The organism is Arthrobacter sp. BF1, assembly GCF_056680215.1.
On the sequence record NZ_CM155271.1, the window covers coordinates 3,514,359 to 3,540,202 of the forward strand.

At 64.9% G+C, this 25,844-nt stretch carries 21 protein-coding genes and 1 tRNA gene; 10 read left to right on the plus strand and 12 right to left on the minus strand.

Annotation, left to right across the window (positions count from 1 at the left end; genetic code table 11):
• The first annotated feature begins 3 nt into the window (after positions 1–3).
• The 4 genes from AC1MCD_RS16505 (at position 4) to AC1MCD_RS16520 (ending at position 4,854) form a co-directional block, all read left to right on the plus strand.
• Positions 4–951 carry a metallophosphoesterase gene (locus AC1MCD_RS16505; protein WP_498673362.1) on the plus strand — a complete coding sequence of 316 codons (948 nt, stop codon included), beginning with the start codon at positions 4–6 and terminating at the stop codon, positions 949–951.
• A gap of 81 nt (positions 952–1,032) precedes the next feature.
• On the plus strand, positions 1,033–2,847 hold the full coding sequence (locus AC1MCD_RS16510) for an ABC transporter ATP-binding protein (protein ID WP_498673363.1): 1,815 nt from the start codon (positions 1,033–1,035) through the stop codon (positions 2,845–2,847).
• The gene (locus tag AC1MCD_RS16515) at positions 2,844–4,697 is read left to right on the plus strand and encodes an ABC transporter ATP-binding protein (protein ID WP_498673365.1); all 1,854 of its coding nucleotides are present in this window, start codon (positions 2,844–2,846) and stop codon (positions 4,695–4,697) included. The genes AC1MCD_RS16510 and AC1MCD_RS16515 overlap by 4 nt, the downstream gene beginning before the upstream one ends.
• A gap of 80 nt (positions 4,698–4,777) precedes the next feature.
• A tRNA-Pro gene (locus AC1MCD_RS16520) sits at positions 4,778–4,854 on the plus strand.
• A gap of 141 nt (positions 4,855–4,995) precedes the next feature.
• On the opposite strand, the gene AC1MCD_RS16525 is transcribed toward AC1MCD_RS16520, so the two are convergent.
• The gene (locus AC1MCD_RS16525; RefSeq protein WP_498673367.1) at positions 4,996–5,223 is read right to left on the minus strand and encodes a hypothetical protein; all 228 of its coding nucleotides are present in this window, start codon (positions 5,221–5,223) and stop codon (positions 4,996–4,998) included.
• A 130-nt stretch (positions 5,224–5,353) separates the two neighbouring features.
• Between AC1MCD_RS16525 and AC1MCD_RS16530 the strand changes: the two genes are divergently transcribed.
• Positions 5,354–6,628: a helix-turn-helix domain-containing protein gene (locus AC1MCD_RS16530; protein WP_498673368.1), complete on the plus strand. Its 1,275-nt coding sequence runs from the start codon at positions 5,354–5,356 to the stop codon at positions 6,626–6,628.
• Positions 6,629–6,641: 13 nt separating this feature from the next.
• Here the strand turns inward: AC1MCD_RS16530 and AC1MCD_RS16535 are convergent, their stop codons facing one another.
• Together AC1MCD_RS16535 and purD are read right to left on the minus strand one after the other, a co-directional pair.
• Positions 6,642–7,589: a phosphoribosylaminoimidazolesuccinocarboxamide synthase gene (locus AC1MCD_RS16535; RefSeq protein WP_498673370.1), complete on the minus strand. Its 948-nt coding sequence runs from the start codon at positions 7,587–7,589 to the stop codon at positions 6,642–6,644.
• A gap of 1 nt (position 7,590) precedes the next feature.
• Positions 7,591–8,907, minus strand: a complete 1,317-nt coding sequence (gene purD, locus AC1MCD_RS16540) for a phosphoribosylamine--glycine ligase (protein ID WP_498678387.1) — start codon at positions 8,905–8,907, stop codon at positions 7,591–7,593.
• A 115-nt stretch (positions 8,908–9,022) separates the two neighbouring features.
• On the opposite strand from purD, the gene AC1MCD_RS16545 reads away from it, so the two are divergent.
• Both AC1MCD_RS16545 and AC1MCD_RS16550 read left to right on the plus strand, forming a co-directional pair.
• Positions 9,023–10,600: a molybdopterin-dependent oxidoreductase gene (locus tag AC1MCD_RS16545; protein ID WP_498673372.1), complete on the plus strand. Its 1,578-nt coding sequence runs from the start codon at positions 9,023–9,025 to the stop codon at positions 10,598–10,600.
• Positions 10,601–10,636: 36 nt separating this feature from the next.
• A complete protein-coding gene (locus AC1MCD_RS16550) occupies positions 10,637–11,653 on the plus strand; it encodes an asparaginase (protein WP_498673375.1) in 1,017 nt (338 codons plus the stop codon).
• Between the two features lie 18 nt (positions 11,654–11,671).
• Here the strand turns inward: AC1MCD_RS16550 and AC1MCD_RS16555 are convergent, their stop codons facing one another.
• The 4 genes from AC1MCD_RS16555 to AC1MCD_RS16570 all read right to left on the minus strand — a co-directional run bounded on the left by AC1MCD_RS16555 (position 11,672) and on the right by AC1MCD_RS16570 (position 17,329).
• Positions 11,672–13,060: a UDP-glucose dehydrogenase family protein gene (locus AC1MCD_RS16555; protein WP_498673376.1), complete on the minus strand. Its 1,389-nt coding sequence runs from the start codon at positions 13,058–13,060 to the stop codon at positions 11,672–11,674.
• A gap of 65 nt (positions 13,061–13,125) precedes the next feature.
• Positions 13,126–14,205, minus strand: a complete 1,080-nt coding sequence (locus tag AC1MCD_RS16560) for a right-handed parallel beta-helix repeat-containing protein (RefSeq protein ID WP_498673378.1) — start codon at positions 14,203–14,205, stop codon at positions 13,126–13,128.
• Positions 14,202–16,052, minus strand: coding sequence for a right-handed parallel beta-helix repeat-containing protein (locus AC1MCD_RS16565; protein ID WP_498673379.1), 1,851 nt, complete (start codon positions 16,050–16,052; stop codon positions 14,202–14,204). The genes AC1MCD_RS16560 and AC1MCD_RS16565 overlap by 4 nt, the downstream gene beginning before the upstream one ends.
• A complete protein-coding gene (locus tag AC1MCD_RS16570) occupies positions 16,049–17,329 on the minus strand; it encodes a glycosyltransferase (protein WP_498673380.1) in 1,281 nt (426 codons plus the stop codon). Before AC1MCD_RS16570 ends, AC1MCD_RS16565 begins: the two co-directional genes overlap by 4 nt.
• A gap of 313 nt (positions 17,330–17,642) precedes the next feature.
• On the opposite strand from AC1MCD_RS16570, the gene AC1MCD_RS16575 reads away from it, so the two are divergent.
• Entirely contained in the window at positions 17,643–18,020 is a 378-nt protein-coding gene (locus AC1MCD_RS16575; RefSeq protein WP_498673381.1) for a sterol carrier family protein, read from the plus strand.
• A 50-nt stretch (positions 18,021–18,070) separates the two neighbouring features.
• Here AC1MCD_RS16575 and AC1MCD_RS16580 read toward each other — a convergent pair whose 3' ends face one another.
• The 4 genes from AC1MCD_RS16580 to AC1MCD_RS16595 form a co-directional block, all read right to left on the minus strand.
• Complete coding sequence (locus AC1MCD_RS16580) at positions 18,071–19,252, minus strand: zinc-dependent alcohol dehydrogenase (RefSeq protein ID WP_498673384.1); 1,182 nt, start codon at positions 19,250–19,252, stop codon at positions 18,071–18,073.
• A 105-nt stretch (positions 19,253–19,357) separates the two neighbouring features.
• The gene (locus tag AC1MCD_RS16585; RefSeq protein ID WP_498673387.1) at positions 19,358–20,068 is read right to left on the minus strand and encodes an HAD family hydrolase; all 711 of its coding nucleotides are present in this window, start codon (positions 20,066–20,068) and stop codon (positions 19,358–19,360) included.
• On the minus strand, positions 20,068–20,361 hold the full coding sequence (locus AC1MCD_RS16590; protein WP_498673389.1) for a YegP family protein: 294 nt from the start codon (positions 20,359–20,361) through the stop codon (positions 20,068–20,070). The genes AC1MCD_RS16585 and AC1MCD_RS16590 overlap by 1 nt, the downstream gene beginning before the upstream one ends.
• A gap of 114 nt (positions 20,362–20,475) precedes the next feature.
• Positions 20,476–22,287 (minus strand): glycoside hydrolase family 15 protein, encoded by a 1,812-nt coding sequence (locus AC1MCD_RS16595; protein ID WP_498673390.1) that lies wholly within the window; start codon positions 22,285–22,287, stop codon positions 20,476–20,478.
• Between the two features lie 68 nt (positions 22,288–22,355).
• On the opposite strand from AC1MCD_RS16595, the gene AC1MCD_RS16600 reads away from it, so the two are divergent.
• Together AC1MCD_RS16600 and AC1MCD_RS16605 are read left to right on the plus strand one after the other, a co-directional pair.
• The gene (locus tag AC1MCD_RS16600) at positions 22,356–23,087 is read left to right on the plus strand and encodes a DUF72 domain-containing protein (protein WP_498673391.1); all 732 of its coding nucleotides are present in this window, start codon (positions 22,356–22,358) and stop codon (positions 23,085–23,087) included.
• Between the two features lie 67 nt (positions 23,088–23,154).
• The gene (locus AC1MCD_RS16605) at positions 23,155–24,240 is read left to right on the plus strand and encodes an App1 family protein phosphatidate phosphatase (RefSeq protein WP_498673393.1); all 1,086 of its coding nucleotides are present in this window, start codon (positions 23,155–23,157) and stop codon (positions 24,238–24,240) included.
• Between the two features lie 25 nt (positions 24,241–24,265).
• Here AC1MCD_RS16605 and AC1MCD_RS16610 read toward each other — a convergent pair whose 3' ends face one another.
• Complete coding sequence (locus tag AC1MCD_RS16610) at positions 24,266–25,798, minus strand: glycoside hydrolase family 1 protein (RefSeq protein ID WP_498673396.1); 1,533 nt, start codon at positions 25,796–25,798, stop codon at positions 24,266–24,268.
• Positions 25,799–25,844: the final 46 nt, after the last annotated feature.

Below are 25,844 nucleotides of genomic sequence, written 5' to 3' on the forward strand. Positions count from 1 at the left end.
AGCATGGCTCTCAGTCCTGATTTGGCCAGCCGCGTCCGGAACATCGGGCGCGGCTTCGCCGTAACTGCCGCCGCCGGAACAACAGCTGGTCTGGCCGCCTTCGGCTACGGGCTGTGGGAGAAGAACCAGTTTGTCCTGCGCGAGGAAACCCTGCCCATCCTGCCCCCGGGCCAGCCGCCCTTCCGGGTCCTGCACCTGAGCGATATCCACTTCGTCCCCGGCCAGCACACCAAGGCCCAGTGGCTGGAGTCGCTGGCAGCACTGAAGCCGGATCTGGTGGTCAACACCGGCGACAACCTGAGCCATGTCAAAGGCGTGGACCCCCTCCTCAAGGCGCTGCGCCCGCTGATGGAATTTCCGGGTGTGTTCGTGCCAGGGTCCAACGACTACTACGCACCGACCCCCAAGAACCCCGCGTCCTACCTGCTGGGGCCTTCGAAGGCGAGGCCGAAGCCGGTCGAACTGGACTGGCCACGGCTGCGGTCCGGCTTCGGCATGGCCGGCTGGGTTGACCTCACCAACCGGCACCAGTCGGTGGTGCTGAAGGGGATCCGTTTCGACTTCTCCGGCGTGGACGATCCGCACCTGAACCGGGAGCGCTACGCCGGCTGGCCCCGCGGCACCCGTAACCAGGACCAGGACCCGCACCTCCGCGTGGCCGTCATCCATGCCCCCTACCAGCGCGTGCTGGACCACTTCACCGAGGACGGCGCCGACCTTTTGCTCGCGGGCCACACCCACGGCGGTCAGCTCTGCATCCCCGGTTACGGCGCGCTCGTGGCCAACTGCGACATCCCCACGTGGCGGGCCAAGGGCCTCAATAACTGGGAAAGTGATGGACGTACGACGCCGGTGAACGTTTCAGGCGGCATCGGCACCTCCCGTTTCGCCCCCATCCGCATCGCGTGCAAACCAGAGGCCGTGCTGCTGACGCTGACTTCGCCTCAATAGCCCCGTGTGAATCGGCTCACGCAATAACATAGGGTAGTTGCTAAGGGAAACTACATTCGTTGTATAGCTTGAGAAGCGGGCATGGCCAAGCAGACCTCATTTTTCAGATCCATCAGCCGTCTTTATCCCCACGTCAGGCCGATCCTCCTCCGGCTGGTACTGGGACTTCTCAGCGCCCTGCTGGCCAGCCTCGTTGCGCTGACCATCCCCCAGGTGCTGCGCGTCCTGATCAATGAGTCGCTCAAACCCGGTGGTGCCCAAGACGCCGTCTGGACTGCCGCCGTCGTCATCCTGCTCCTGGGCATCGCCGAGGCGGTCCTTGTGGCACTTCGCCGGCAGTTCGTGATCAACCCTGCCACCACCGTGGAAACCCGGATGCGCGTCTCCCTCTACGGGCACCTGCAGGACCTGACCGTCTCCTTCCATGACCGGTGGGGCTCCGGCCAGCTGCTCTCCCGCGCCATGACGGACCTTAACTTCCTGCGGCGCTGGATGGCCTTCGGTGCCATCATGCTGGTGGTCACCACCCTCACCGTGGTGATCGGCATCGTGGTGATGTTCTCCATGAGCTGGCAGCTGGCACTGATCTTTATGGCCGCCGCGGTGCCCATCATGGCCTACAGCTTCCGTTTCCGGACTCGGTTCAGCAAGGTGGCGCGCCGCAGCCAGGACCAGGCCGGCGACCTCGCCACCACTGTGGAGGAGTCCGTCCACGGCATCCGCGTCCTGAAGGCGTTCGGCCGCAGCCGCGAGGCCCTGGAGAACTTCAACGAACAGGCCGAGGAGCTGCGCCAGACCGAAATCGCCAAGGCCAAACACCAGGCAACCTTCACGTTGGTGGTCACCCTGCTCCCGGAACTCGCGCTCGGCGCCGGATTGGTGATGGGTGTGATGCTGTGCGCGAGCGGCCAGCTGAGCATCGGCGCCCTGGTGGCCTTCTTCGCCACTGCCGCGGTGGTGGCCACACCGGTGGAGTTCTCCGGGATGCTGCTGGCCATGGCCCTGACCGCCAAGACCGCCATTGACCGCCACTTTGAAGTGATGGATTCAGTCAACACCATCACCAGTCCCCCCGCCCCGGGCAAGCCCGCGGAGCTCAAGGGCGCGCTCAGCTTCAACAACGCCACCTTCGCGTTCGAGGACGCCCCGGACAAGCCCATCCTCGCGGACATCAACCTGGCGGTCCGCCCGGGCGAAACCATGGCGTTGGTGGGCATCACCGGCAGCGGCAAGAGCGCACTGATCCAGTTGGTCCCGCGCCTGTACGACGTCACGGCCGGTTCCATCACCATCGACGGAGTGGACCTGCGCGAGTTCGACGTCGAGGAGCTCCGGCGCGTGGTGGCTGTCGCGTTCGAGGACACTACGCTGTTCTCCAGTTCCGTCCGGGACAACGTCCTCCTCGGGGCAACGGACCGGTCCGACGGAGCTTTGGACGAGGCGCTGGACGTGGCGCAGGCGCACTTCGCGTACTCGCTGCCGGCGGGTGTGGACACGCTCATCGGCGAGGAGGGCCTGAGCCTGTCCGGCGGGCAGCGCCAGCGGATCGCCCTCGCCCGGGCCATCGCGGCGCGCCCTCGCGTGCTGGTGCTGGATGACCCTCTCTCTGCCCTCGACGTGCACACCGAGGAGCTGGTGGAAACCCGGCTCCGCGCGGTCTTGAAGGACACCACCACGCTGATCGTCGCGCACCGCCCGTCCACGGTGGCGCTGGCAGACCGGGTGGCGCTGCTCGAGGGAGGGCGGATCGCCGCCGTCGGAACCCACACGGAACTGCTGGCTCACAACCCCCATTACCGCTACGTCATTGCCAGCCTGGACCAGGAACCACGGGACCTGGACTCGGAGTTGTCGGAGCTTGAGGAAGCGGCAGATGCAGAGGAAATCACCCGATGAGCAACGCAACTTTCGGCACCGCCAACGAGGACAACGCCCACCTCAGCAAGGCGGAAAGCAAAACCGTACGACGGCGGTCGCTCGCCTTGCTTGCCACTCTGATCCGTCCGGTGCGGGTCAGGTTTTGGCTGACCATCGCCACGGTGGTCCTCTCGCAGGCCGCCCGCGTGGCGGGGCCGGCTCTGATCGCGTTCGGCATCGACCGCGCCCTCCCGGCCCTGCAGGCCGGTAACAACCTCCCGCTGGTGCTCACCGGCGTCGCGTACGTGCTCGCGGCGATCGCGACGGCGGGACTCACCTCCCTGTACGTCACCTCCACGGCGCGGCTCAGCCAGGCCATGCTGCTGGACCTGCGCGTCCGGGTCTTCCGGCACACCCAGCGGCTGAGCCTGGAGTTCCACGAGAAATACACGTCGGGCCGGATCATTGCCCGGCAGACCTCGGATCTGGAGGCCCTGCGCGAACTGTTGGACTCCGGTGTCAGTTCGCTCGCATCGGGCCTGCTGTTTATGATCTTCACCGCCATCACCGTATTCGCCCTGGACTGGCGCAGCGGGCTGATTGTCCTGGCTGCCGGTGTGCCCATGTTCTTCCTGGCGCGCTGGTACCAAAAGCACTCCCAGATCGCGTTCCGTGAATCGCGTGTGGTGTCCGCCCGGCTCATCGTGCACTTTGTGGAAACCATGACCGGGATCCGCGCCGTGAAGGCGTTCCGCAAGGAACAGGAGAACGGTGAGCAGTACGGCCAGCTGTCCGAGGACTACCGGCGCGTTACGGTGCGCTCCATCAACCTCAACGGCATTTTCCAGCCCGGCCTGGTGCTGATCGGCAACGTCTGCGTGGCGGTGGTCCTGCTGTTCGGCGGCTTCCGGGTGCTGGGCGGAGAGCTGGCGGTGGGCGTGCTGCTGGCGCTGATCCTGTCCACCAAGCGCTTCTTCCAGCCGGTGGACCAGATGGCAATGTTCTACAACTCCTTCCAAAGCGCCCAGGCAGCCCTGGAGAAGGTGTCAGGGCTGCTGGAGGAGGTTCCCACGGTCCGGCCGCCCAAAAACGCCGTGGAGCTTCGCGATGCAAGGGGCACGGTGGACTTCACGGGCGTGGAGTTCCGCTACGGTGACGGCCCCGTGGTCATTCCCACGATGGACCTGCACATCCCCGCCGGGCAGACCGTGGCCCTGGTAGGCCAGACCGGTGCCGGAAAATCAACCCTGGCGAAGCTGATCGCCCGCTTCTACGACGTCTCGGCCGGTTCCCTGACCCTGGACGGCGTGGACCTCCGCAGCCTTAGCACCACCGACCTCCGGCGGAACATCGTTATGGTCACGCAGGAGGCGTTCCTGTTCAGCGGCTCCGTGGCAGATAACATTGCGCTGGGCCGGCCGGAGGCATCCCGGGAAGAAATTGAGGATGCTGCCCGTGCCGTGGGTGCCCACGAGTTCATCACCCAACTCCCTGAGGGCTACGACACCGACGTCAACAAACGCGGCGGCCGTGTCTCGTCCGGGCAGCGGCAGCTGATCAGTTTCGCGCGCGCTTTCCTGGCCCGGCCCGCGGTGCTGATCCTCGATGAGGCCACGTCCTCGTTGGATATTCCGTCCGAGCGTTTGGTGCAGAGCGGCCTGGCCCGGCTGCTGCGCGGACCGTCCGACGCCGGCACTCCGGCAGTTGCCCCGGGTACCGGCCGGACTGCGCTGATCATCGCCCACCGGCTCTCCACCGTGGAGACTGCGGACCGAGTACTGGTGGTCCATGACGGCCGCATTGTGGAGGACGGCACGCCAGCGGATCTCATCGGCGGCGGGGGACGCTTCGCCGACCTCCACGGCGCTTGGAAAGACTCCCTGGTCTAGGATCCAGTACCCCCGACGGAGGCCGATTTCGTATCCGGGCGGGCATCCGTTATTCTTGTAAAGTTGCTTTTGCAGCGGATCGGGATGTGGCGCAGCTTGGTAGCGCGCGTCGTTCGGGACGACGAGGTCGCAGGTTCAAATCCTGTCATCCCGACCATATGGAAAGAGGGTCTCCCCCAGGGAGGCCCTCTTTTTTGTCTCATGACTTATTCGCCGGAGCGCCAAAAACCTGAGGGCAAAGAAATAGCCCCGAAGCATGCTTCGGGGCTATTTCGCCTCCTTGTGAGGAAGCTCGCTACTATACCGGGTTGGGCCAGTTACCGCTCAACGTGGTGTACGTGCTGCCTGTGCTCTTCTTGCCCTTCTCGGTCTTCACCTTTTCGGACACGGGATTCGGCCAGTTACCGCTGGCTGCGGCAGTACCTGCGTTGTCGCTAATGGAACCTGCGGACAGGACGGCTGGGGCTGCTGCGGAAAATGCCAGTGCGCCGGCCAGTACGGCGGCTGCCGCTATCTTCTTGAACATGTGAGTTCCTCAATGCGAGTCGGATTCGTTACAAAGTCAGCACGTCCTTGTTGACACTTATTGTAAAATGGATCCCACAGGGCCTGTCAAGCTTTGCGTACAAAGACGGTCTGGAATAAGGAGGAATCCCGTGGGTAATGGTTTCGGGGAAAAGCTTCGAGCCGAGCGACTTGAGCGCGGGCTGACACAAGCCGAACTCGGCAAGGACCTCTACTCCCCCAGCTACATTTCACTCCTTGAGACCGGCCGCCGGGAGCCTACCGCCGAGGTAATCGACGAGCTCGCCCGTCGATTGGAACTGGCACCCAAGGCTTTGGAAGCATGGAGCCAGCCGATTACGGTAAGTGATGCCGAATATGTGCTGGCCGGTCTCTACGCCCGGCAGGCCTGGGACCTTCGCGATTACGAGCTTGCGGCGAGCCATGCCGCGACGGCCGCCCGGATCGCGCTCGAAGGTAAAAACACCAGTGCATGGTGGAATATGACTTACATGCAGGCCGAATGCCTGGTGAGGCACGGCGATCTGCTGGAGTGCCAGGCCATCACTGAGCGCCTCATCGAGCATCCGATGGCAAGGGAATCGGTTGGGCTGGGGGTGCGTGCCCGCCAAATGCTGGCTGCCGTCCTGCAGCGGCAGGGCCAGCTGTCCGCCGCTGTAGACCAAGCACTGGAAGCCACGAAGCTGTCAGAGCAGCTGCCTCAAAGTTCCATCGTTGTGATTGGCACCCTAAGGGTCCTCATTGGAGCCCTGGCGGAGAGCGGCAGGCTGGACGAGTCGTGGAAGTACTGCCAGTTACTCGTCGCCCAGGTGGACGAAACCACCATGCCCCAGCTTGCGGGCGAGGTGGCATGGGTAGTGGGCAACGTCGCCTTCATGCGCCATGACTACGCGGAAGGAGTCAGGGAACACGAGCGGGCAGCCAAACTGCTCTCGCCGGCCAATGACATCGAAATGTGGGCCCGGTTCAATAAAGCATCGGCCGCCGTACGGCTGCAGGCCGGCATCGTCGAACCTGAGACGCTCGCGTCGATTGAACGAGCCGAGCTTGCTTTTTCCATCGTCTACGAAATGAAAAGTGATGAGCTCGAAGTCGCGTTCATCCGCGCCCGCTGGCTGTACCTCACCGGCGACATCGTGGCCGCCATCGAGAAACTTCGCAAAATCCATGCAGAACGTGAGGCCTTGGCCAAGCACACCGCCGGCGAAGTCGCGCTCCTACTGGGAAAGTCCCTCAAGGCAGCCGGCGAATCTGAGGAAGCGATCGTCTACCTAAAGGAAGCGCAAAAAGCCTTCAGCTCCGCCGGAGCCCAGGATCTCGTCCAGCAGGCGTTGGATGCAATCCTTGAAATCAACCTGGCCCAGCAGCGGGCCGCCGCCGCAGCGAAGAACTCCAAGGCCAGCTGACCCTGAAAAACCGCTAGGCGAACGTCCGGCCGGTCAGTTTCTCGTAGGCCTCAACGTAGCGGCTGCGCGTGCGGGCCACCACGTCCTCAGGCAACGCCGGCGGGGGCGTGTTGGAGCTCTTGTCCCAGCCTGACTCGGCCGAGGTCAGCCAGTCGCGCACATACTGCTTGTCGTAGGACGGCTGCGCCTGCCCGGGCTGGTACGTGGCGGCGTCCCAGAAGCGGGACGAATCCGGCGTGAGGACCTCGTCGCCCAGGACGATTGAACCGGAGACGGCGTCGTAGCCGAACTCAACCTTCGTGTCGGCCAGGATGATGCCCCGTTCGCGGGCAATCTTTTCCGCGGTGGAGTAAATCTTCAGGGTCAGTTCGCTCAGCCGTCCCGCGATGTCGTCGCCCACCATGCCCACCACGGCGTCATAGGTGATGTTCTCATCGTGGTGGCCCACCTCGGCCTTGGCGGATGGCGTGAAGATGGGCCGTTCCAGCCGTGACCCGTCCACCAGGCCATCCGGCAGGGGGATGTCGCAAACGGTGCCGGATGCCTTGTATTCCAGCAGGCCGGTGCCGGTGAGGTAGCCACGGGCGATGCACTCCACGGGGAACATGTCCAGGTTCTTGCAGATCATCGCCCGGCCTTCCACGGCCGCGGGAACCCCGCCTTCCACCGTGGACGCCAGCACATGGTGCTCAACGTCCAACTGGTCAAACCACCACAGGCTCAGCTGGGTCAGGATGCGGCCCTTGTCCGGGATTTCACTCGCCAGGACATGGTCGTAGGCGCTGATGCGGTCGCTGGCCACCACCAGGACACAGTCCTGGCCAACCCGCTCGCGAACGGCATCATCCGCCGGTTCGTACAGGTCGCGGACCTTGCCTGAATAGATGTGCTTCCAGCCGGGCAGGTCGAGGGTTGCCGTGCTCAGGCCGCGCTGTGGTTCCTGTGCGGGAGTGTCAGTCATGTTATGCCTTCGCCTTCGTGACAGGCAGCGATCCGGTTGCGCTGGACGCAACCTTGATATCGCCGCGGGCAGCTTTGCGTCCAATATCCGTCCGGAACTGCGAACCTTCCAGCTGCACCAGTTCCACGCCGTCGTAAGCCCGCTCACGGGCCTCCACCAGGTCACTGCCGAGGGCCACCACGGCGAGCACCCGGCCGCCGGCGGAGACAACCTTGCCCTCGTCGTCGAGCGCGGTGCCCGCATGGATCACATGCACACCTTCCAGCTGATCCACTTTCTTGAGGCCGCGGATGCGGTCCCCGGTGCGGGGAGTGTCCGGGTAATTCTGGGAGGCAACGACGACGGCGACCGCAGTCTCCTTGGACCAGCGCAGCTCGTCTGCCTTGTCCAGTTCGCCCTTGGCAGCTGCCAGCAGCAGCGCACCGAGCGGTGTTTTGAGCCGTGCCAGCACCGCCTGGGTCTCGGGGTCGCCGAAGCGGACGTTGAACTCGATGACGCGGGTGCCGCGCGAAGTCAGTGCGAGGCCAACAAAGAGCACGCCTACGAAGGGGGTGCCCCGGTGGGCCATTTCGTTGACGGTGGGCTGGGCCACGCGTTCAATGACTTCGTCCACGAGCCCGGCGGGTGCCCATTCGAGCGGAGTGTACGCACCCATGCCGCCGGTGTTGGGGCCTTCGTCGTTGTCGAAGATCCGCTTGAAGTCCTGCGCCGGGGACAGGGCAACGGTGTTGTGGCCGTCGCACAGGACAAACACCGAAACTTCCGGGCCGTCCAGGAACTCCTCGATCACCACGGTGCCGCCGGCGTCGATGCACGTCTGCGCGTGGGCCAGCGCTTCGTCGCGGTTCTTGGTGACCACCACGCCCTTGCCTGCTGCCAGGCCGTCGTCCTTCACCACGTAGGGGGCGCCGAAGGTGTCCAATGCTGAGGCTGCTTCCTCGGCGTTTGTGGCCACCATGGCCATCGCCGTGGGAACGTCCGCAGCAGCCATGACTTCCTTGGCGAAAGCTTTGGAGGCTTCCAACTGGGCTGCGGCCTTGCTGGGGCCGAAGACTGGAATGCCGGCGTCGCGGACAGCGTCGGACACCCCGGCGGCCAGCGGAGCTTCGGGGCCCACCACCACCAGATCCACGCCCAGCCTGGTAGCCAGGGCCGCCACCGCGTCGGGGTTGTTCCCGTCCACCTTGTGGGTGGGTACCAGTTTGCTGATGCCGGCGTTGCCGGGCGCTGCGTGGACCTCGGAGACGTTGGGGTCGGCGAGCAGGGAGCGGACAATGGCGTGTTCGCGGCCTCCAGGGCCAATGACGAGTACCTTCACAGTCCCCAAGAGTACTTTGTGCACCCTGCCCTTTCCTAAGGGCAATGTTCACGCGTTGTGTCCACGCCCAACCATCCCTAACCATCCGAAAGGTCTGCCGCACCGAACCCACACCATGAAGAAGCTCATGAACTGGCTCAAGCAGCCCACTGCCCTCGCTGCCGTGGCAGGTGTGGCCGCGGCCGCCGTCGTGCTCTCCGTTGCGGAGCTGATCGGCGCGTTCTTTACGGCGCGGGCCACCCCGGTCATTGCCCTCGGGTCCACGTTCATCGACTTCACCCCGCCGTGGATGAAGGATTTCGCGATCGCGACGTTCGGCACGAACGACAAGGCCGCCCTGTTTGTTGGCATGGGACTGACGATCCTCGTGTTGGCCTGCGTCCTGGGCGTGGTGGCCTACCGCAAGTGGGCTTTGGGCGTGGCCGGCGTGCTGCTTATGGGAGCCGTTATTGTGGCCAGCGTGGTGACACGGGCCGGCGTCCAGCCGCTGGATGCGATCCCCACGGTGTTGGGCACGCTTGCCGGACTGGTGGTGCTGCGGCTGCTTGTTGCCCCGCTCTGGCGGCTCAAGGCCTGGCCGGTGGCACCTGCAGACACGGGCGCCGGGGAACCTGGCCGGCCCGCCTCCAGCCGCCGCCGTTTCTTCGCCGCCGCCGGGATCACCGTGGCGGGCGCCGGGATCGCGGCCACGGGCGGACGCCTGCTCAGTGCCGCCCGCAGCAACATCGCCAAAGCCCGGGACGCCCTGCAGTTGCCAGTGCCGGCGAAGGCGGCAGCGGCCGTGCCCGCCGGCGTGCAGTCCCCGGTGGCCGGCGTGACACCATGGCTGACGCCCAATGGCGACTTCTACCGTATTGACACCGCCCTGAGCGTCCCGGAAATCAATGCCGAGGACTGGGAGCTCCGGGTCCACGGTCTGGTGGAGCAGGAAGTCCGGTTGAGCTTCCAGGACCTGCTCGACGCCGACCTCATCGAATCGCACGTGACCCTCACCTGCGTATCCAATCCTGTGGGCGGCAACCTGGCCGGGAACGCGCGCTGGCTCGGTCTGCCCATCCGCGAGGTCCTCAAACGGGCCCGGCCCCAGGCAGGTGCGGACATGGTGCTCTCGACGTCGATCGATGGCTTCAGTGCCTCCACACCGTTGGAAGTCCTCCAGGATGACCGCGACGCCATGCTGGCGATCGGTATGAACGGCGAGCCGCTGCCGCTGGAACACGGCTACCCGGTGCGCATGGTGGTGCCCGGGCTGTACGGTTTCGTCTCCGCCACCAAGTGGGTGGTGGACCTGGAGGTGACGCGCTTCGCGGACAACAAAGCCTACTGGACACAGCGCGGCTGGTCGGAGCGCGGCCCCATCAAGACCATGGCCCGGGTGGAGGTGCCCAAGTCCTTCGCCAAGGTGCCGGCGGGCCGCGTGGCCATCGGCGGCACGGCCTGGGCACAGACCCGCGGCATCACCAAGGTGGAAATCCAGATAGACAACAACCCCTGGGCCGAAGCTGTCCTGTCCACCGAGGCGTCCCTCATCACGTGGCGCCAGTGGTCCTTCGACTGGGAAGCCACCCCCGGGCCGCACTACATCAAGGTCCGGGCCACCGATGGAACCGGCGAGGTGCAGACGGACCAGCGTGCCGATCCTGTGCCCGACGGCGCCTCCGGCTGGCAGTCGGTAATGGTCACCGTGGAGTAGCCCGGAAATCGGCCGGCGCGCCCCTAGACTGGCAATATGCCGCACAACCCGCACGCCACTTTCACCGTGGACTCCGCCGTCGAACTTGCCGTCGTTGAACGCAGTGGCTTTGTGGAGTCCCGGCACATCGGCTCGGCAGTAGTACTGTCCGCCGACGGTTCGGTTGTCACCGAACTCGGCGACATCAGGACCCCCCTCTACGCCAGGTCCTCGCTCAAACCGTTCCAGGCGCTGGCGTCCATGCAGTCGGGCGTCCCGTTGCGCGGCGCGCAGGTGGCCGTGGCCTGCGGCAGCCACGTAGGTTCCCTGGACCACATGGATGTGGTGGAAGGAATGCTCAAAGCCGCCGGTGTGAAAGAAGACCAGCTGCAGTGCCCCGCCGCGTGGCCGCAGGACGAGACGGCCCGCAACTGGCTGCTGCGCTCTGACAAGGGCCGGTCCAAGCTGGCCTTCAACTGTTCCGGCAAGCACGCCGCCTTCCTGTGGGCGTGCACCGAAAACGGCTGGGACACCCACAGCTATCTTGAGCCGAACCATCCGCTCCAGCAGCGCGTCCGAAGCGTCATTGAGGAATACAGCAGCGAGCAGATCGCCCACCTCGGCATCGACGGCTGCGGGGCCCCGGTGGCCGCCATTTCGCTGACCGGGCTGGCCCGCGCCTATTCGCTGCTGGCCAAGGCACCGGGTGACAAAAACTCCAACGCCCGCGCCGCCACCATCGCCACGTCCATGCTCGACTACCCCTGGGCCGTGCAGGGCCGGGGCGAGGCAAACACGGTGGTGATGGACGAGCTGGGCATCATCGCCAAGATCGGTGCCGAGGGAGTCCTGGCCATGGCCACGCCCCAGGGCGTCTCAGTGGCCATCAAGATGCTGGACGGGAACCTGCGCGCCACCTCACTGGTGGGCCTGACCCTGCTTGCCGCAGCCGGCGCCGTGGATATCCCCGGCGTCTCCAGCGTCCTGGAAAAAGTGGTGGCCCCGGTGATGGGCGGCAGCCACGAGGTGGGCAAGATCCGTCTTGGCCCGGCCGTATCCGCGCTGCTCGACTGAGCCGCCGAAGGATTCTCGTCAGCTGGGAGTCCCATGGCCGTTGACGAAGGTGGCCATGCTGGCCTGGTAGGGGCGGCCCAGTGCCCGGTATTTCCATCCCCGGGATGTGTACCGCTCGGGATCGAGCGCGTGCCGCCCGTCCACGATGCGGCGGTGGCGCACCAGGACCCCAAGATCGTCCGGGTCCGCCGTGCGGAACTCCTCCCACTCAGTCAGCAGTGCCACAACATCGGCCTGTTCCACGGCTGCGGCCAGGCTGCCCACATAGTTCAAGTCCGGATAGAGGCGATGTGCGTTGGCGTTGGCTTCCGGATCGTAGACACTGACTGTAGCGCCCTCGAGGTAGAGCATCCGTGCAACGTCCAGTGCCGGGGCATCACGGACGTCATCTGAATTGGGTTTGAACGCCGCCCCGAGAGCGGCAATCTTCACTCCCGCAAGGCTTCCACCGGCAAGCTCCCGTACAAGGTCCACGGTGCGGACGCGCCGGCGGTTGTTGATGGAATCCACCTCGCCAAGGAAACTGACTGCCTGTCCCACCCCCAGCTCCTCAGCGCGGTGCTTGAAGGCACGGATGTCCTTCGGGAGGCAACCACCACCGAAGCCAAGGCCGGGTTTGAGGAATTTGCCGCCGATCCGGTCGTCCAGACTCAGGGCGGCCGCCAGCAGGCTGACGTCCGCGGAGGTGGCCTCACAAACCTCAGCCATCGCGTTGATAAAGGAGATCTTGGTGGCCAGGAAGGAATTGGCCGCCACCTTGACCAGTTCGGCGGTGGCGAGGTCGGCAACAATCAAGGGGGTCCCGTCGTCGAGCAGTGGCTGGAAGACACGTCGTAGCATTTCTTCGGCCCATGCCGACGTCACCCCGAACACCAGGCGGTCCGGATGCAGGGTGTCCTGGACCGCAAAACCCTCGCGGAGGAATTCAGGGTTCCAGGCGAGTTCGAGTTCCGAGCCTAGCGGGGAGATGTCCGCAACCATGGCCGTGAGCCGCTCGGCGGTGCCGATGGGGACTGTAGATTTCCCCACCAGGAGCGCCTTGCGGCCGATGCGGGCGGCCAGGCCGGAGAACGCAGACTCCACGTAGCTGAGGTCCGCCGCGGACGAGTTGGGGGCCTGCGGTGTGCCCACGCAGATGAAGTGGACCTCGCCGAAGTCGGCAACTTCATCCAGATCAGTAGTGAACTTCAGCCTGCCGCAAGCCAATGCCTCGTGGAGCTTTTCCGGCAGGCCGGGTTCGTAGAAGGGCACCTTTCCCGCCCTGAGCTGGTCTATTTTTTGGCGGTCGACATCGAAGCCCAGGACGTCGAAGCCCATGATCGCCATGCAGATCGCGTGCGTCGCACCCAAATACCCGGTACCGATGACCGTGATTTTGGGCGCGCTGAGGGACTGAAGGTTGTTCATTGGTTTCTCATTCCTGGTTCGGTAAGGAGAGCATGAAAGGATTCCCGTTGCTCCGGGGACGTTCCCTATCTGGTGCAGGGCAGGTTGGAAAGGCCCTGCTCCGCGTGGGAGGCAGTGTTGCTGCAATGGACCACGTTGTCGCGCACCGGTTTTAATGAGTACCCAAGCCCGGGACCGTTGACCTCGGCGGTGTTCTCACGGAAGACATTTCCGGTGCCCCAGCCGTCGAGGATCTCGTGTGTTTGGAACCCATCCAAGGGCGAGTTTTTGCCAGTGTTCCTTTCTATCCGCCAGCCCTTGCCTTTGACATCAACCCAGGAGTCGGCCTCCTGGATTGATGAACCTTCAAAGTTGTTACTGATCAGGGCCCCGTCCGAGGTGCCTTCCTTGATATCGACGCTTTCGGCTGTGGTGCCCGAAATGGTGTTGTCCCGGACTTCGTTGCGGTCACTCTTGTCCGGTTCACATGACGAGATGTTGCACCAGTTGCTCTCGGCCGTGCCGATGTAGATGCCTTCGCCGAACTTGGGCTTACGCAGGCCTGCACCCGCCACGGTATTGCCTGCCACCCGGTTGTCCGAGCTGAACCGGCGCACGTGGATTGCCTCGTCACCGATGCCCTCGACCATCAGGCCCTGGATGACCGACTGGGTAGTCTCATCGAGCATCACCCCCTTTTGCCCGTTTCGCACCGTGAAGCCCTGAACCGTCCAGTACGACGCCCGGTTGAGGTGGAGTACGTAGCCGTCCCCCGGCCCGCCGCCGTCGAGCACCGCTCCCCTTCCGCCGCACAGCCTGATGGGCTGCCCGGCCGTGCCGGCGCCGGTCGCCACGAAGTTGCCCGTGTACACGCCGTCGGCGAGGAGGATCACGGCACCGGGCTGCGGCGCCGCAAGTGCTGCCGTCAGCTCTGCCGCCGTAGTCACAGTTACGGTTGCACCGCTGCATTCAGCCGGGGCCGGGGCCGCGGCCGGTCCGCCGCCAGCTCCTCCCGAAGGTGCAGCTGTCTGCCCGGGCACAGGAGCAGTGTCAGTCCTCGGATTGGTGTTCTGGAAGCTGATTACGGCGAAGACGGCCACAAGCGTGACCAGCAGCATCGAGACGAGCCCGATCCAGACTGCGGGTTCCATCCTGCGGCCGTTCACTGCCGTTGCCTCACGTCGTCATACGTCACCACGCCCCTGCTCAGGGAGGTCAGCGGGACATAGTCGGCGTAGGGGCTGCGGATGACGCGTTCTGCGTTTTTGCCACGGGCCACCGCGGTCACCAACAACAGCGCCCCCAAAATTAACCAGATAAAGGTGAGCGGCTGGAAGACGGACTTGACCGCCCGTTCAACGGTGAAGGCAGGCACCCAGGCAAGAATGTCGTTTTCTCCCACCCGGGCGCCCGCGGACCGCTCGGTCCAGATGGCCGTGGACCCGTCTCCTGCGAGGGTGTTTCCCTCCACGCTGGTCTGGTTGACAGCACCCAGCAGCGTGATTCCGTGGTTGGAAACGTTGGTCATGGTGTTCTCTTTCACGACGGCCCCGGCGTCGCGCACGTAAATTCCTGTATCCCCGCCGGTGATTGAGTTTCCGGTAACCTCGGCCGTGGACCCAACGTCCCGTACGGCCACGGCCTGCCGGGCCTGTTCCAGCAGGGTGTTGTGGTCGATGACCACGCCCGTAGCGCCGTCTGCTGCCACAATGCCCACCTCATTCCGCACCAGTCTGTTGTTCCGGACGGTCAGGCCCGCTCCGCCAACAACCTCAATCCCGTACCGGGCGTTGTTCTCGAACGCACCCCCGCTGACCTGGTTCCCGCCGTAGCCATCCACGGCGGTTCCCACGGCGTTGGGTCCATCGGCCAGCGGTCTGCCATCCATGGAAAGTCCATTGCGGCCATTGTCCCGGGCCTGGATGTTTTCGAAGCTTATCTTTTCGGTGGATCGTCCAATGCTGAACCCGTCCACGCCGTTTCCCGAGGAGGACGTCCCGGTGATGGTGGCGTTGGTGACAAAGCGGTGGAGTACCAGCCCGTCCACCAGGCTTCCGGAAATGGTGGTGTCCCTGATGAGTACATCCCTGGCGTTGGTCACAAAGAGCCCGAAGGCGTTGTTGTCCACACGAAGGTTTTCAATTCCCGCAGTGACCAGGCTGTAGTCCTGGGCCGATCCTTGGGTGAGGTCTTTCAGCTCGGCCTCTGGCAGGAGCCGGGCGCCGCCGTCCGCCTCCCGGGTCTTTTGCGGTGTTGGCTGTTGCTCGGTGACAGTGCCCACGGCGTCCGTCCCGGTCAGAGACAGCCCGCCCGTGTTTCCGCTCCAGAAGCCCAGATAGGAGACATCCGAGTGGGAGAAAGCCGCGTGGCCCCCAAGGACGCGGATGTAGGCCCGCCCGTCACCTGTGATCTTGTCGGGTCCGCTTTTGGTGCTGTCCCAGCTTGAGATGTGGACTTCGGATGCTTCGGAGCCGCCCAAGGTGAGGGATCCGCCCAGGGCTACCACGGAGACAAACCCTTCCGCCCCGCTTTCGAGCCGGAGGTCCAGGTCCCGCGCGGGGTCCGGGGAGGCCAGCGCGAGGGTGGCTCCGGACAGCACGGCGATGCTTTCGGTGAGCAGATATGCCCCGCCGTCCTGCAGGCGGAACGCGTTAGGTGCCAGCGCAAGCAGGTCGGCCACTTTGTAGGCCTCGCTCCTCGCCGGGAGGACCAGCGTGTAGCTCGAGCCTGTCCGGATCCGGTAGGCACCCTCCAGGCCTTCCACCCGCCACCGGGCTGCGGAGGCGATGGTCCGGATGTAGACCAGCCGTTCGTCTTCCTGCTCCACGAGGCGTGCTTCGCTGTCAGGATCGCCTGGATAGAGCACCCCCTGGACTGTGCCGTTGTCCGCAATTTCGTTGAGCCCCATTGCGTCCGCCGCTTCACGGTTGCCGATGTTTCCGGCATAAATGAACCCCGCAGTAGCCAGCGCGGCCGTCAAGGCACCTACCACAATCGCGCGGCCGGCCTTCACGCTGCCGCCTCATCGGTGGCGAGGCTTGCCGCGTCCTGCCCGTCGCCGCCCAACTGGTCTGCATGGCGGGTCAGCCAGCCCTGCTTGTTCATGGTGGCAAAGGCGTAGAGCTTGATGGGCAGGGCCACGAGGATCACCGTGACAGCCAGGACCGGAAGGATGAGGATGTCCTTTGGGTGTCTGCGCAGATGCGAAATGCCACGGATTCCCCGGCCCAGCAGGAGCCAGCAGACCGCAGCGGCGACACCGAAAGGAGTGGGGTCAAGCCGGTTGAAAATGAGGTAGAACATGCTCAGGCCCATGGTGAGCGGCGTGAGAAGGATCTGCAGGACAGTAACCTTCGTCACGAACGGCACCTGCCAGAGCCATCCCTTGGCGACTGCCGTGAGGTAGCAACGGTACGAGTTGCGGCTCCAGCGGATGCGCTGCTTCATAAAAGCGCTGAAGCTGGCGGGGAACATGGACAGCGCGCGGGCCGATGACTGATGGACGGTTTTGTAGCCGGAGGCGAGCACCAACCAGGTGAGCCGGCCGTCGTCGCCGGAGATGCAGCGCCTGCCCATGAAGTATTCGTTCTCCAGATGCTCGATCAGTCCCATAACGGCGCTTCGCCGGTAGACGGCGGTGCGGCCGGAGATGCACGGCACCGCACCTGCCCTGCCCATCGCCGGGACGTAGTCGAGGTACCGGATATTGACCAGCCAGTCGGCTATGCGCCGCCAGATACTTGTGTCCCGCTGGTAGACCGTCTGGTGGGTCCCCACCGCCCCGACAAGGGGATCCGCAAAGGGCATTTGAACGTTCTCCAGCAGGCCGGGCTGCCACCACGTGTCCGAATCCGTCAGCACCAGGACGTCGAACCGTGCCATCCGCATGCCAACGCCCAGCGCGGACCTTTTGCCAACGTGATGGAACAGGACAGGCCGAATGGTTTCGTCCGCCAGGTCGGTGATCCGGTGGTAGGCGTCCAGGTCCTCAACATCCAGGACCACGATGATTTCATCCGGTTTTTGGGCCCGCCATGATTCCAGGGCACTCATCAGGATGTCGGGGTCCTCATGGAACGACGGGACCACCACCGACGTGGAAGCCCGGAAATCCGTCACGATCGGACCGGCACGGTGGGAAAGGATGAAGCGGTAAAGCCAGAGGCCCCAGACGATGACGCCTGCAACTGCAAGAGGGAAGTAAGGCGAAATTTCGGCGTAGAACTCGCTGAGGCTGCCGCCTGTGAGGCTGCGGAAGACTTCGTTAAAGTCCGATAGAAGGGTAGGCATGGGCAGTCCTTCGCTGTAATGGATTTCAGTGAGGACCTAGCCGGACTGGAGGTTGCCAGTGGAATTATCTTGGCCATGCGGGCTGGACCCGTAGCGGGTGCCCTGTCTGCATGACCCTTCATGGGCCGCGGGCTGCTCACTGCTGCCGACTCTCCGGTGAGCCTTCTAACCACCATGCCGGGATGAATTACTCCTGCGCCACTAAGCGCGCTACCCTAATTTCCTTCGTGACTACCCTAGTTACGTTCTCCGGGGTGCTTACGTCTTACGTAGTTGAAGACTGAGATTGTTTCCGGAAAGGGAGTCAGACCTCATGGCCGCAGCGCGCCGCCGGATCGGCGTTGAAGAAGGCACGGCGGCACTGGCCGTATGGCAGAAGGCCGCCGCAGCGCCGTCGGACACTCCCCTCCCCCGCAACGTCACCGCCATGGCCGTGCGTTACACGCTGGAGGAGGTGACCGCGCGGGCGCCGGGCAATTCGGTGGAGGTGCGGGTGCCGCCTTTCGGCGTCACCCAGTGCGTCGAAGGGCCGCGGCACACCCGCGGCACCCCGCCAAACGTGATCGAGTGCGACGCCGCCACCTGGCTGTCGTTGGTGACCGGCCAGTTGACGTGGGCGGACGCAGTGGCAGCACACCGGGTGGCAGCGTCCGGACTGCGCGCGGACCTCTCCGCCCTCCTGCCGCTCTAGTCCCCCACCTCGCGAGGAGCCTGGCGCTTCAGATGACCGACCGGCCCGGTTTACTGTCCGGGGTTGAGGACCACCTTGATGCAGCCGTCCTCTTTCTTCTGGAACTTCTCGTAGAGGGCGGGCGCACCGTCCAGGCCGGAGCGGTGGGTGACCAGGTCCATCACACCCAGCGGATCGGCGTCGTCCTCCACGAGCGGGAGAAGGTCATCAGTCCAGCGGCGCACGTTGCACTGCCCCATCCGAACCTGGATCTGCTTGTCGAACATGGTCATCAACGGCATGGGACTGGCCTCGCCGCCGTACACGCCGCTCAGCGAGATGGTCCCGCCGCGCCGTACGGCGTCGATGGAGGTGTGAAGCGCAGCCAGCCGGTCCACCCCCGCCGTCTCCATGGCCTTTTGCGCCAGTTTGTCCGGCAGGAGGCCCAGCGCGTGGTGCGCGAAGCCGGCAACAGGGGAACCGTGTGCTTCCATTCCGACGGCGTCCAGCACCGCGTCCGGTCCCCGCCCGTCTGTCATTTCACGCAGTTCGTCCGCCACATCCTTGCTGTAATCGAGCGTCTCCACTCCGTGTCGCCCCGCCATGGCGCGGCGCTCAGCGACGGGGTCCACGCCGATGACCCGCAGCCCGCGGTGGACGCCGATCCTGCTGGCAAACTGGCCCACGGGCCCGAGCCCGAACACCGCGAGAGTGCCGCCGGGCGCAACGTCCGCGTATTCCACTCCCTGCCACGCCGTGGGGAGGATGTCCGAGAGGAACAGGTACCGTTCATCCGGCAGGTCCGCACCCACCTTCACCGGCCCGTAGTCTGCGTGCGGCACGCGAAGGAACTCCGCCTGCCCGCCGGGAACCGAACCGTAGAGCTCCGAAAAACCAAGGAGGGCAGCGCCGGATCCCTTTTCCCTGACCTGTGTGGTCTCGCACTGGGACTGCAGTCCCTGCTGACACATGTAGCAATGGCCACAGGAGATGTTGAAGGGAATGACCACGCGGTCGCCTTTTTTCAGGTTGGTGACGGCGCTGCCCACTTCCTCCACGATGCCCATGGGTTCGTGCCCGATCACGTCGCCTTTGTGCATGTAGGGGCCGAGCACCTCGTAGAGGTGCAGGTCCGAGCCGCAGATTGCCGTGGACGTGATCCGCACAATCGCATCCGTGGGTTCCTGGATCACAGGGTCGGGGACGTTCTCTACACTGACCGAGCGTTTGCCTTGCCACGTGAGTGCCTTCATGGTCTGCCTTTCTGTGGAATTCTTCGGGTGTCCGCCCTTCGACGCTAACGGGTTGACACAGAAAAAGTAAGTAGGCTGACTAATTTTCCCGGAAGGCCGTTGTTCCTAGGATTCCAGCGCGAGCAGCCTTCCTATGGCACTTGACTGCAGGTTATCGAGCAGGTCCCGCGGGCCGGTGTAGACCTCCGCGGCGCCCGCATCGAACAGCTCGGCGGCGCTGCGGCCGCCGCACGTGACCCCGATGGCCGGTATGCCCAGCGCGGCGGCGGCCTTCATGTCCCACACAGAGTCCCCCACATAGACGGCGTCGGCCGCCGGGACACGGACGGCTTCCAGGGCCGCCACCAGGATGTCCGGGGCGGGCTTGCTTTCCTCGGCGTCATTGGAGCTGGTGGCCGCATGGATAAAGGCATCCGCTGCGAGTGCCTTGCGGTTGGCAGCCAGGTCCTCCCGGCGTGCGGACGATGCCAGGGCGACGGCGAGTCCCCCGGCGTGGCACTGGGCAAGCAGGTCCTTGGCGCCGTCGAACGCGCCCAGCGACGGCCAATTCAGGGCGAAAACCGCTGCATGGCTGGCCATGATTTCCGCATCAGCATCCCTGTCCCGGTCCGGAGGCAGGAGGCTGTCCACCAACCGGTCGCCACCCATTCCCACGCACCAGTGAATGGCTGCCATAGGCACCTCGTGCCGGTGCTGGCGGAACGCCTGCCACCACGCCACCGTGTGCAGGTAGGCGGAGTCCACCAGCGTTCCGTCAACATCAAACAGGACGGCACCCCGCCACCAGGAGGCGGGGCCATCAGTCTGCGGGGCCATCACCCGACTACAGTTCGTGGTGTCTTTGAAACCTTTTTGCCCCTGGCAGCCGCACTGTCCTTCGAAGAGGACAGCGGACGGGCCTTTTCCCGGATCACTACCCCGGCACCTTTGCTGGTGCAGTCCCTGATGAGGCCCGTGCCCGCAATCTCACGGGCCATCTCGATGCCCGCTACCGCGGCGCGCTTCGTGGGAAAGGTCACCGAGATCGCCATCAGGCTCCCTGAGCCGTCCAGCATCCTCACCCTATAGCCGCCGTCGGATGCATCAACCAACTCAAAATGTCCGGCCATTTCTACCAACCCCTCGTTCAGTCGCGGCGGTGTGCTTTTAGGAAACTCTCCGCGAGTGTTAGTAAGTATACTTACCTGTTCCGCAGAGTTGAAGGTTGGGCCGCCATCGAGGCGTTACTGCCCTACCCTCTCTGCCTCCGGCGAGATAGGGGTATCACTCCGCCGAACCGTATCCTGATGCAGTTCAAGAGCGCTTGTCACAAGCGCGAAGTGGCTGAAGGCCTGAGGGGTATTGCCCAGTTGCCGTTTGGCCCCGACTGCCCATTCCTCGCTGAGCAGGCCCACATCATTGCGCAGTTCCAGCAGCCGCTCGAAGAGCTCGGTGGCTTCTGCGGCCCGGCCGGCCCCCAGGAGCGCCTCCACCAGCCAGAAGGAACAGGCAAGGAACACCCCTTCGTCCCCCGGCAGCCCGTCGTCACTGTCTGCCGGGCGGTACCGCAGCACAAAGCCGTCGTCCGTGAGCTCGCGCTGGATCGCGTCGATGGTCCCCACCACCCGGGGATCATCAGGCGGCAGGAACCCGACCCGGGGGATCAGCAGCAGGCTGGCATCGAGTTCCGGCCGGCCGTAGGACTGCACGAAGGTGTTGCGCTCAGGGTCGAAGCCGTTGGCCATAACCTCCTGGTGGATGGTGTCCCGGAGGGCCTCCCAGCGTTCCACGGGGCCCGGCAGGCCGAAGTCGCGGACGCCCTTGACCATCCGGTCCGCAGCCACCCAGGCCATCACCTTGGAGTGTGTGAAGTGGCGGCGCGGCCCGCGCATCTCCCAGAGCCCGTTGTCCGGCTGGTCCCAAATGGTTTCCAGGTGCTGCATCAGGGCAATCTGCACGTCCCAGGATTCATCGGTGTGTTTCAGCAGCGAATTTCGCGTCAGGGACAGGCAATCAAGCACCTCTCCCCAGACGTCCAGCTGGAGCTGTGCAGCGGCGCCGTTGCCTGTCCGCACCGGCTTCGAATTCTCGTACCCCGCCAGCCAAGGCAGCTCCATCTCCGGCAGCCGCCGCTCGCCGTGGATGCCATACATAATCTGCAGGTCCGCCGGGTCGCCCGCCACAGCGCGGAGCAGCCAGTCACGCCATGCGGCAGCCTCCGCTGTGTAGCCCGCAGCCAGCAGCGCCTGCAGCGTTAACGTGGCGTCTCGCAGCCAGCAGAAGCGGTAATCCCAGTTGCGGGGGCCGCCGATTTGTTCCGGCAAGGACGTGGTCACGGCGGCCACGATGCCGCCGGTGGGGTCATACGTGAGTGCCTTCAGGGTCACCAGTGAACGGGCCACCGCCTCCTGGTACTTGCCTTTGTAAGTGCATTGGGACACCCAGCCGCGCCAGTAGGCCAGCGTCGTGCTCAGCACGTGCTCGGCGTCGACGGTGTGCGGCCGGGGAACATGGCTGGGTGCCCACGTCAGTACGAAGGGCACCCGCTCCCCCGCCTGGACGGTGAAGTCGCTGATCGACTGCATGTTCTCGCCGCGGACCGGGGCCGTGGTGACGAAGTAGGCGGCATCCGGGCCGGCGATGGCGTGCAGGCCATGCTTGTCCCTCCGAACCCAGGGCATGATGTGCCCGTAATCGAACCTCATCGCCAGTTCGCCGCGCATCCTGACGCTTCCGGTCACGCCTTCCACAATCCGCACGATGTCAGCCACCTCGTCACGCGGCGGCATGAAGTCAATGACCTTGACGGTGCCTTCCGGGGTTTCCCATACGGTCTCAAGGACCAGGGTGCCGTCCACGTAGCTTCGCCTGGTGCACGTGCCGCCGCTTTCGGGCGCCAGGAGCCAGCGGCCGGCGTCGGGCGTGTCAACGAGGGCGCTGAAACAGGCCGGCGAATCGAAGCGCGGCAGGCAGAGCCAATCGATGGAGCCCGCCGTGCTGACCAGCGCGCCGGTGTGAAGGTCGCCAACAACTGCATAATCCTCGATGCGCGCCATGTCCTTACACTGCCATAAGGAGGGCCCCGGAGGGAGCAGCGGGGAACAAAGAGGGAAAGGAAGCAAACATGGCGATTCATATCGGCACGTCCGGTTGGAGTTACGACCATTGGGACGGCGTGCTGTACCCGCCGGGCCTCCCAGCCCGGGACAGGCTCCAGCACTATGCTACCCGCTTCAGCACCGTTGAACTGAACGCCAGCTTCTACCGCTGGCCCCGGGATACGTCCTTCGCCAGCTGGAGGCGACGGCTCCCGGACGGGTTCGCCATGTCGGTCAAGGCTCCGCGCGGCCTGACGCACGGCAAAAAGCTGTACGCGCCTGAGGTGTGGCTGGAGCGGATTGCCCGGTGCTGGCACGAACTGGGCGACAAACGTGCCGTCCTGCTGGTGCAGCTCCCGCCTCAAATGGAACGCGATGATGCCCGCCTGAATTACTTCCTCGGCGCCGTCCCGTGGTGGATCAGGGTGACCGTCGAGTTCCGGCACCCCAGCTGGGACCACGCGGACGTCTACGCCCTGCTGGAACGCCACGGGGCCGCCTACTGCATCATGAGCGGCGCCCATCTCCCCTGCATCCTGCGCGCCACGGCACCCTTCGTCTACATCCGCCTCCACGGCCCCGACCATCAGCACCTCTACGGCGGTTCCTACTCGGACGAGGACCTGCAATGGTGGGCGGCCCGCATCCGGGAATGGGCCGGGGCTGGCTTGGACGTCTACGCCTATTTCAATAACGACGGCGGCGGGAACGCCGTGCGGAACGCCGAAACACTGCGCTGGTTCGTTGGGTCCGGCTGACGTCACGTACGACGGCGGTACTTCCGCACGTGCCCGGCGCGGGGCGCGCCTGTGGCAGAGTGGAGGCATGGACCCGGCTCCTCAGAACGCACCCCAGAACGACCCGCACCCGGCACAGCTTTCGGGCACGCAGCTTTTCCGTCTGGCCCACCGGATCTCGGACACCGTAAACGGCACGCGGATCCGGCTCGCCGGACGCTGGAATTTCGCCCCGCAGACCATCGCGTACCAGGGCTACGGATCATCCACCGGGTGGGTGCGTGTCCTTGGCCGTGTCCTCCTGACCAGGAAACCCGCCCCCGGCAGCCTAGCCGAACACGCAGCCCTCAACGGCACCCAGAATATCCGCGGCTGGCGCGCCTTCACCAGCGTCCCCATGCAGTACACCGGGGTGGAAATAACCATCGGCGACGTCACCACCCAGGTCAAGGCGGACCGGGGCGGGCTGATCGACACCGTGGTGGACGTCAAGCTTTCCCCCGGCTGGCACACGGCCGTCCTGCGGGCGGACGGGACCGAACCCGTGGAGACACTGATCCAGGTGATCGACGCCAACGCGAAGTTCGGCATCGTCTCGGACATCGATGACACCGTGATGGTGACAGCCCTCCCCCGGCCGTTCCTGGCGCTCTGGAACACGTTTGTGCTCAGCGAACGGGCACGGATGGCCACCCCAGGGATGGCTGTCCTCCTGGACCGGCTCACCATTGAACACCCCGACGCCCCGGTCATCTACCTGTCCACGGGTCCATGGAACGCCGCCCCCACTTTGAAGCGGTTCCTGAGCCGGAACATGTACCCCTCCGGCGCCCTGCTGCTCACGGACTGGGGCCTCACCCAGGACCGCTGGTTCCGCAGCGGGCAGGAGCACAAGCACCGCAACCTCGAACGCCTGGCCAAGGAATTCCCGGACATGCGCTGGCTGCTGATCGGCGACAATGGCCAGCACGATGAACAGATCTATTCCGGGTTCGCCCAGGACCACGGCGACATGGTAGCCGCCATCGCCATCCGGCAGCTGTCCGTCAGTGAGTCCGTGTTTGCCGGCGGGCACTCTGAAGACGGCGACCACACCACCTCGGTGGTGCCGTGGATCTATTCGCCCGACGGCGCGGGAATGGCCAAGCAGCTCAAGGTCCTGGAGCTGCTCTAGGTCTCAATTAAAAAGCGGGGCCGGCCTAAACACCGGCTTCATGTTCAACGCCGCTGTCCTCCACGGCTTCAGGTTCCATGGCCTGCGCCACGGCGGCACCGGCCGCCGCTACCAGGTTCCGTTCCTCGATTAGCTCCTGGAACCAGAAATACGACGCCTTGGGCGTGCGCTCGAGCGTCTCGAAATCAACATGGAGAAGGCCGAACGGCTGCTTGTAGCCGGCGGACCATTCGAAATTGTCCAGCAGCGACCACACATAGTAGCCGCGGAGGTCGATGGACTCGGCTTCCCCGCCCGGCGACGTGGCCTTCAGCGCCGACTGGATGTGGTCCGAGAGATATTTCAGGCGCCGCTCGTCGGGGATGAAAGTGGTGTTGGTGGACTTGTCGCGGACGATGATGTCCTCGAAACTTGCCCCGCCTTCGGTGATGATCACCGGCGGAAGGTTCGGATACCGCTCGGCCATCTCCTTGAGCGCCACAGTCATGTATTCGGGTTTCACCGGCCAGCCGTAGGCCGTGATGTCGGCTTCGGGCCAGGGCTCCACGTGGAACGGGGTGCCGCCGTTGCCCGCAGCACTCAGGTCGCTGCCCATGGCCTCGGCCATGCTCGCGGGCACGGCCCCTTCACCCGGGCCGACGGCAACTTTCGTGGGCATGTAGTAGTTGAGGCCGTAGAAATCCAGCGGCTGGGAGATGATCTCCATGTCCGCATCGGGGTGATCGAACGAACCGAAGAACTTCGCAGCCCTGATGAGGTCCGGGTACTTGCCTGTGAGGACCGGGTCCGCGTACAGCCGGTTCTGGGCAAGGTCCATCAGACCCGCACTGATCTTGTCCAGGGGGTTAATGGAGTTGGGGACCATCGGCGAGTACACATTGGTCATCCCCACTTCACCGGGGACCCCTGCCGCCCGCAACGCCTGCAATGCCAGCCCATGGCCCAGCAACTGGTGGTGAACGCTGGGCAATGCGTTGAGCATGAGGTTTTCGCCGGGCGAGTGCAGCCCCAGGGTGTAGCCGTTGGTGGTAACGGTGGCCGGTTCGTTGATGGTGCACCACCGCGCCACCCTGTCTCCGTAAGCGTCCGCGGCGATGGCGGCGAACTCGCCGAGGCGGTAGGCGGTGTCCCGGTTCATCCAGCCGCCGGCGTCGTCAAGTGCCAGCGGCGTGTCCCAGTGATAGAGCGTCAGCATCGGGGAAATGCCGTTGGCGAGCAGCTCGTCCAGGAGCCGGTCGTAGAAGGCCAGGCCGACAGGATTCACCGGGCCGCTCCCGTTGGGCTGGATCCGGGACCAGGACAGGGAGAAACGGTAGGAGTCGACGCCGAGCTGTTTCATCAGTGCCACGTCCCCGGGCATGCGGTGGTAGTGGTCACAGGCAACGGCCGGGCTGTGGTCCTCCACGATGGACCCAGGCTTGGCGGAAAACACGTCCCACCCCGCCGGGCCCCGGCCATCTTCCGAGAGCGCGCCTTCAATCTGGAAGGCTGCGGTGGCCACACCCAGGGTGAAGTCCGCGGGGATGAGGGCTGCCAGGTCTTTGGCGGAAATATGCATGGCGTCAGCCCTTTGTAAGGTGAAAGCGTGGAACGGGTACAACTCA

Coding starts and splice junctions, on each gene's coding strand:
- AC1MCD_RS16505 (WP_498673362.1), top strand. CDS start 4: ATGGCTCTCAGTCCTGATTTGGCCAGCCGCGTCCGGAACATCGGGCGC.
- AC1MCD_RS16510 (WP_498673363.1), top strand. CDS start 1,033: ATGGCCAAGCAGACCTCATTTTTCAGATCCATCAGCCGTCTTTATCCC.
- AC1MCD_RS16515 (WP_498673365.1), top strand. CDS start 2,844: ATGAGCAACGCAACTTTCGGCACCGCCAACGAGGACAACGCCCACCTC.
- AC1MCD_RS16525 (WP_498673367.1), bottom strand. CDS start 5,223: ATGTTCAAGAAGATAGCGGCAGCCGCCGTACTGGCCGGCGCACTGGCA.
- AC1MCD_RS16535 (WP_498673370.1), bottom strand. CDS start 7,589: ATGACTGACACTCCCGCACAGGAACCACAGCGCGGCCTGAGCACGGCA.
- AC1MCD_RS16545 (WP_498673372.1), top strand. CDS start 9,023: ATGAAGAAGCTCATGAACTGGCTCAAGCAGCCCACTGCCCTCGCTGCC.
- AC1MCD_RS16550 (WP_498673375.1), top strand. CDS start 10,637: ATGCCGCACAACCCGCACGCCACTTTCACCGTGGACTCCGCCGTCGAA.
- AC1MCD_RS16555 (WP_498673376.1), bottom strand. CDS start 13,060: ATGAACAACCTTCAGTCCCTCAGCGCGCCCAAAATCACGGTCATCGGT.
- AC1MCD_RS16570 (WP_498673380.1), bottom strand. CDS start 17,329: ATGCCTACCCTTCTATCGGACTTTAACGAAGTCTTCCGCAGCCTCACA.
- AC1MCD_RS16575 (WP_498673381.1), top strand. CDS start 17,643: ATGGCCGCAGCGCGCCGCCGGATCGGCGTTGAAGAAGGCACGGCGGCA.
- AC1MCD_RS16580 (WP_498673384.1), bottom strand. CDS start 19,252: ATGAAGGCACTCACGTGGCAAGGCAAACGCTCGGTCAGTGTAGAGAAC.
- AC1MCD_RS16585 (WP_498673387.1), bottom strand. CDS start 20,068: ATGGCCCCGCAGACTGATGGCCCCGCCTCCTGGTGGCGGGGTGCCGTC.
- AC1MCD_RS16590 (WP_498673389.1), bottom strand. CDS start 20,361: ATGGCCGGACATTTTGAGTTGGTTGATGCATCCGACGGCGGCTATAGG.
- AC1MCD_RS16595 (WP_498673390.1), bottom strand. CDS start 22,287: ATGGCGCGCATCGAGGATTATGCAGTTGTTGGCGACCTTCACACCGGC.
- AC1MCD_RS16600 (WP_498673391.1), top strand. CDS start 22,356: ATGGCGATTCATATCGGCACGTCCGGTTGGAGTTACGACCATTGGGAC.
- AC1MCD_RS16605 (WP_498673393.1), top strand. CDS start 23,155: ATGGACCCGGCTCCTCAGAACGCACCCCAGAACGACCCGCACCCGGCA.
- AC1MCD_RS16610 (WP_498673396.1), bottom strand. CDS start 25,798: ATGCATATTTCCGCCAAAGACCTGGCAGCCCTCATCCCCGCGGACTTC.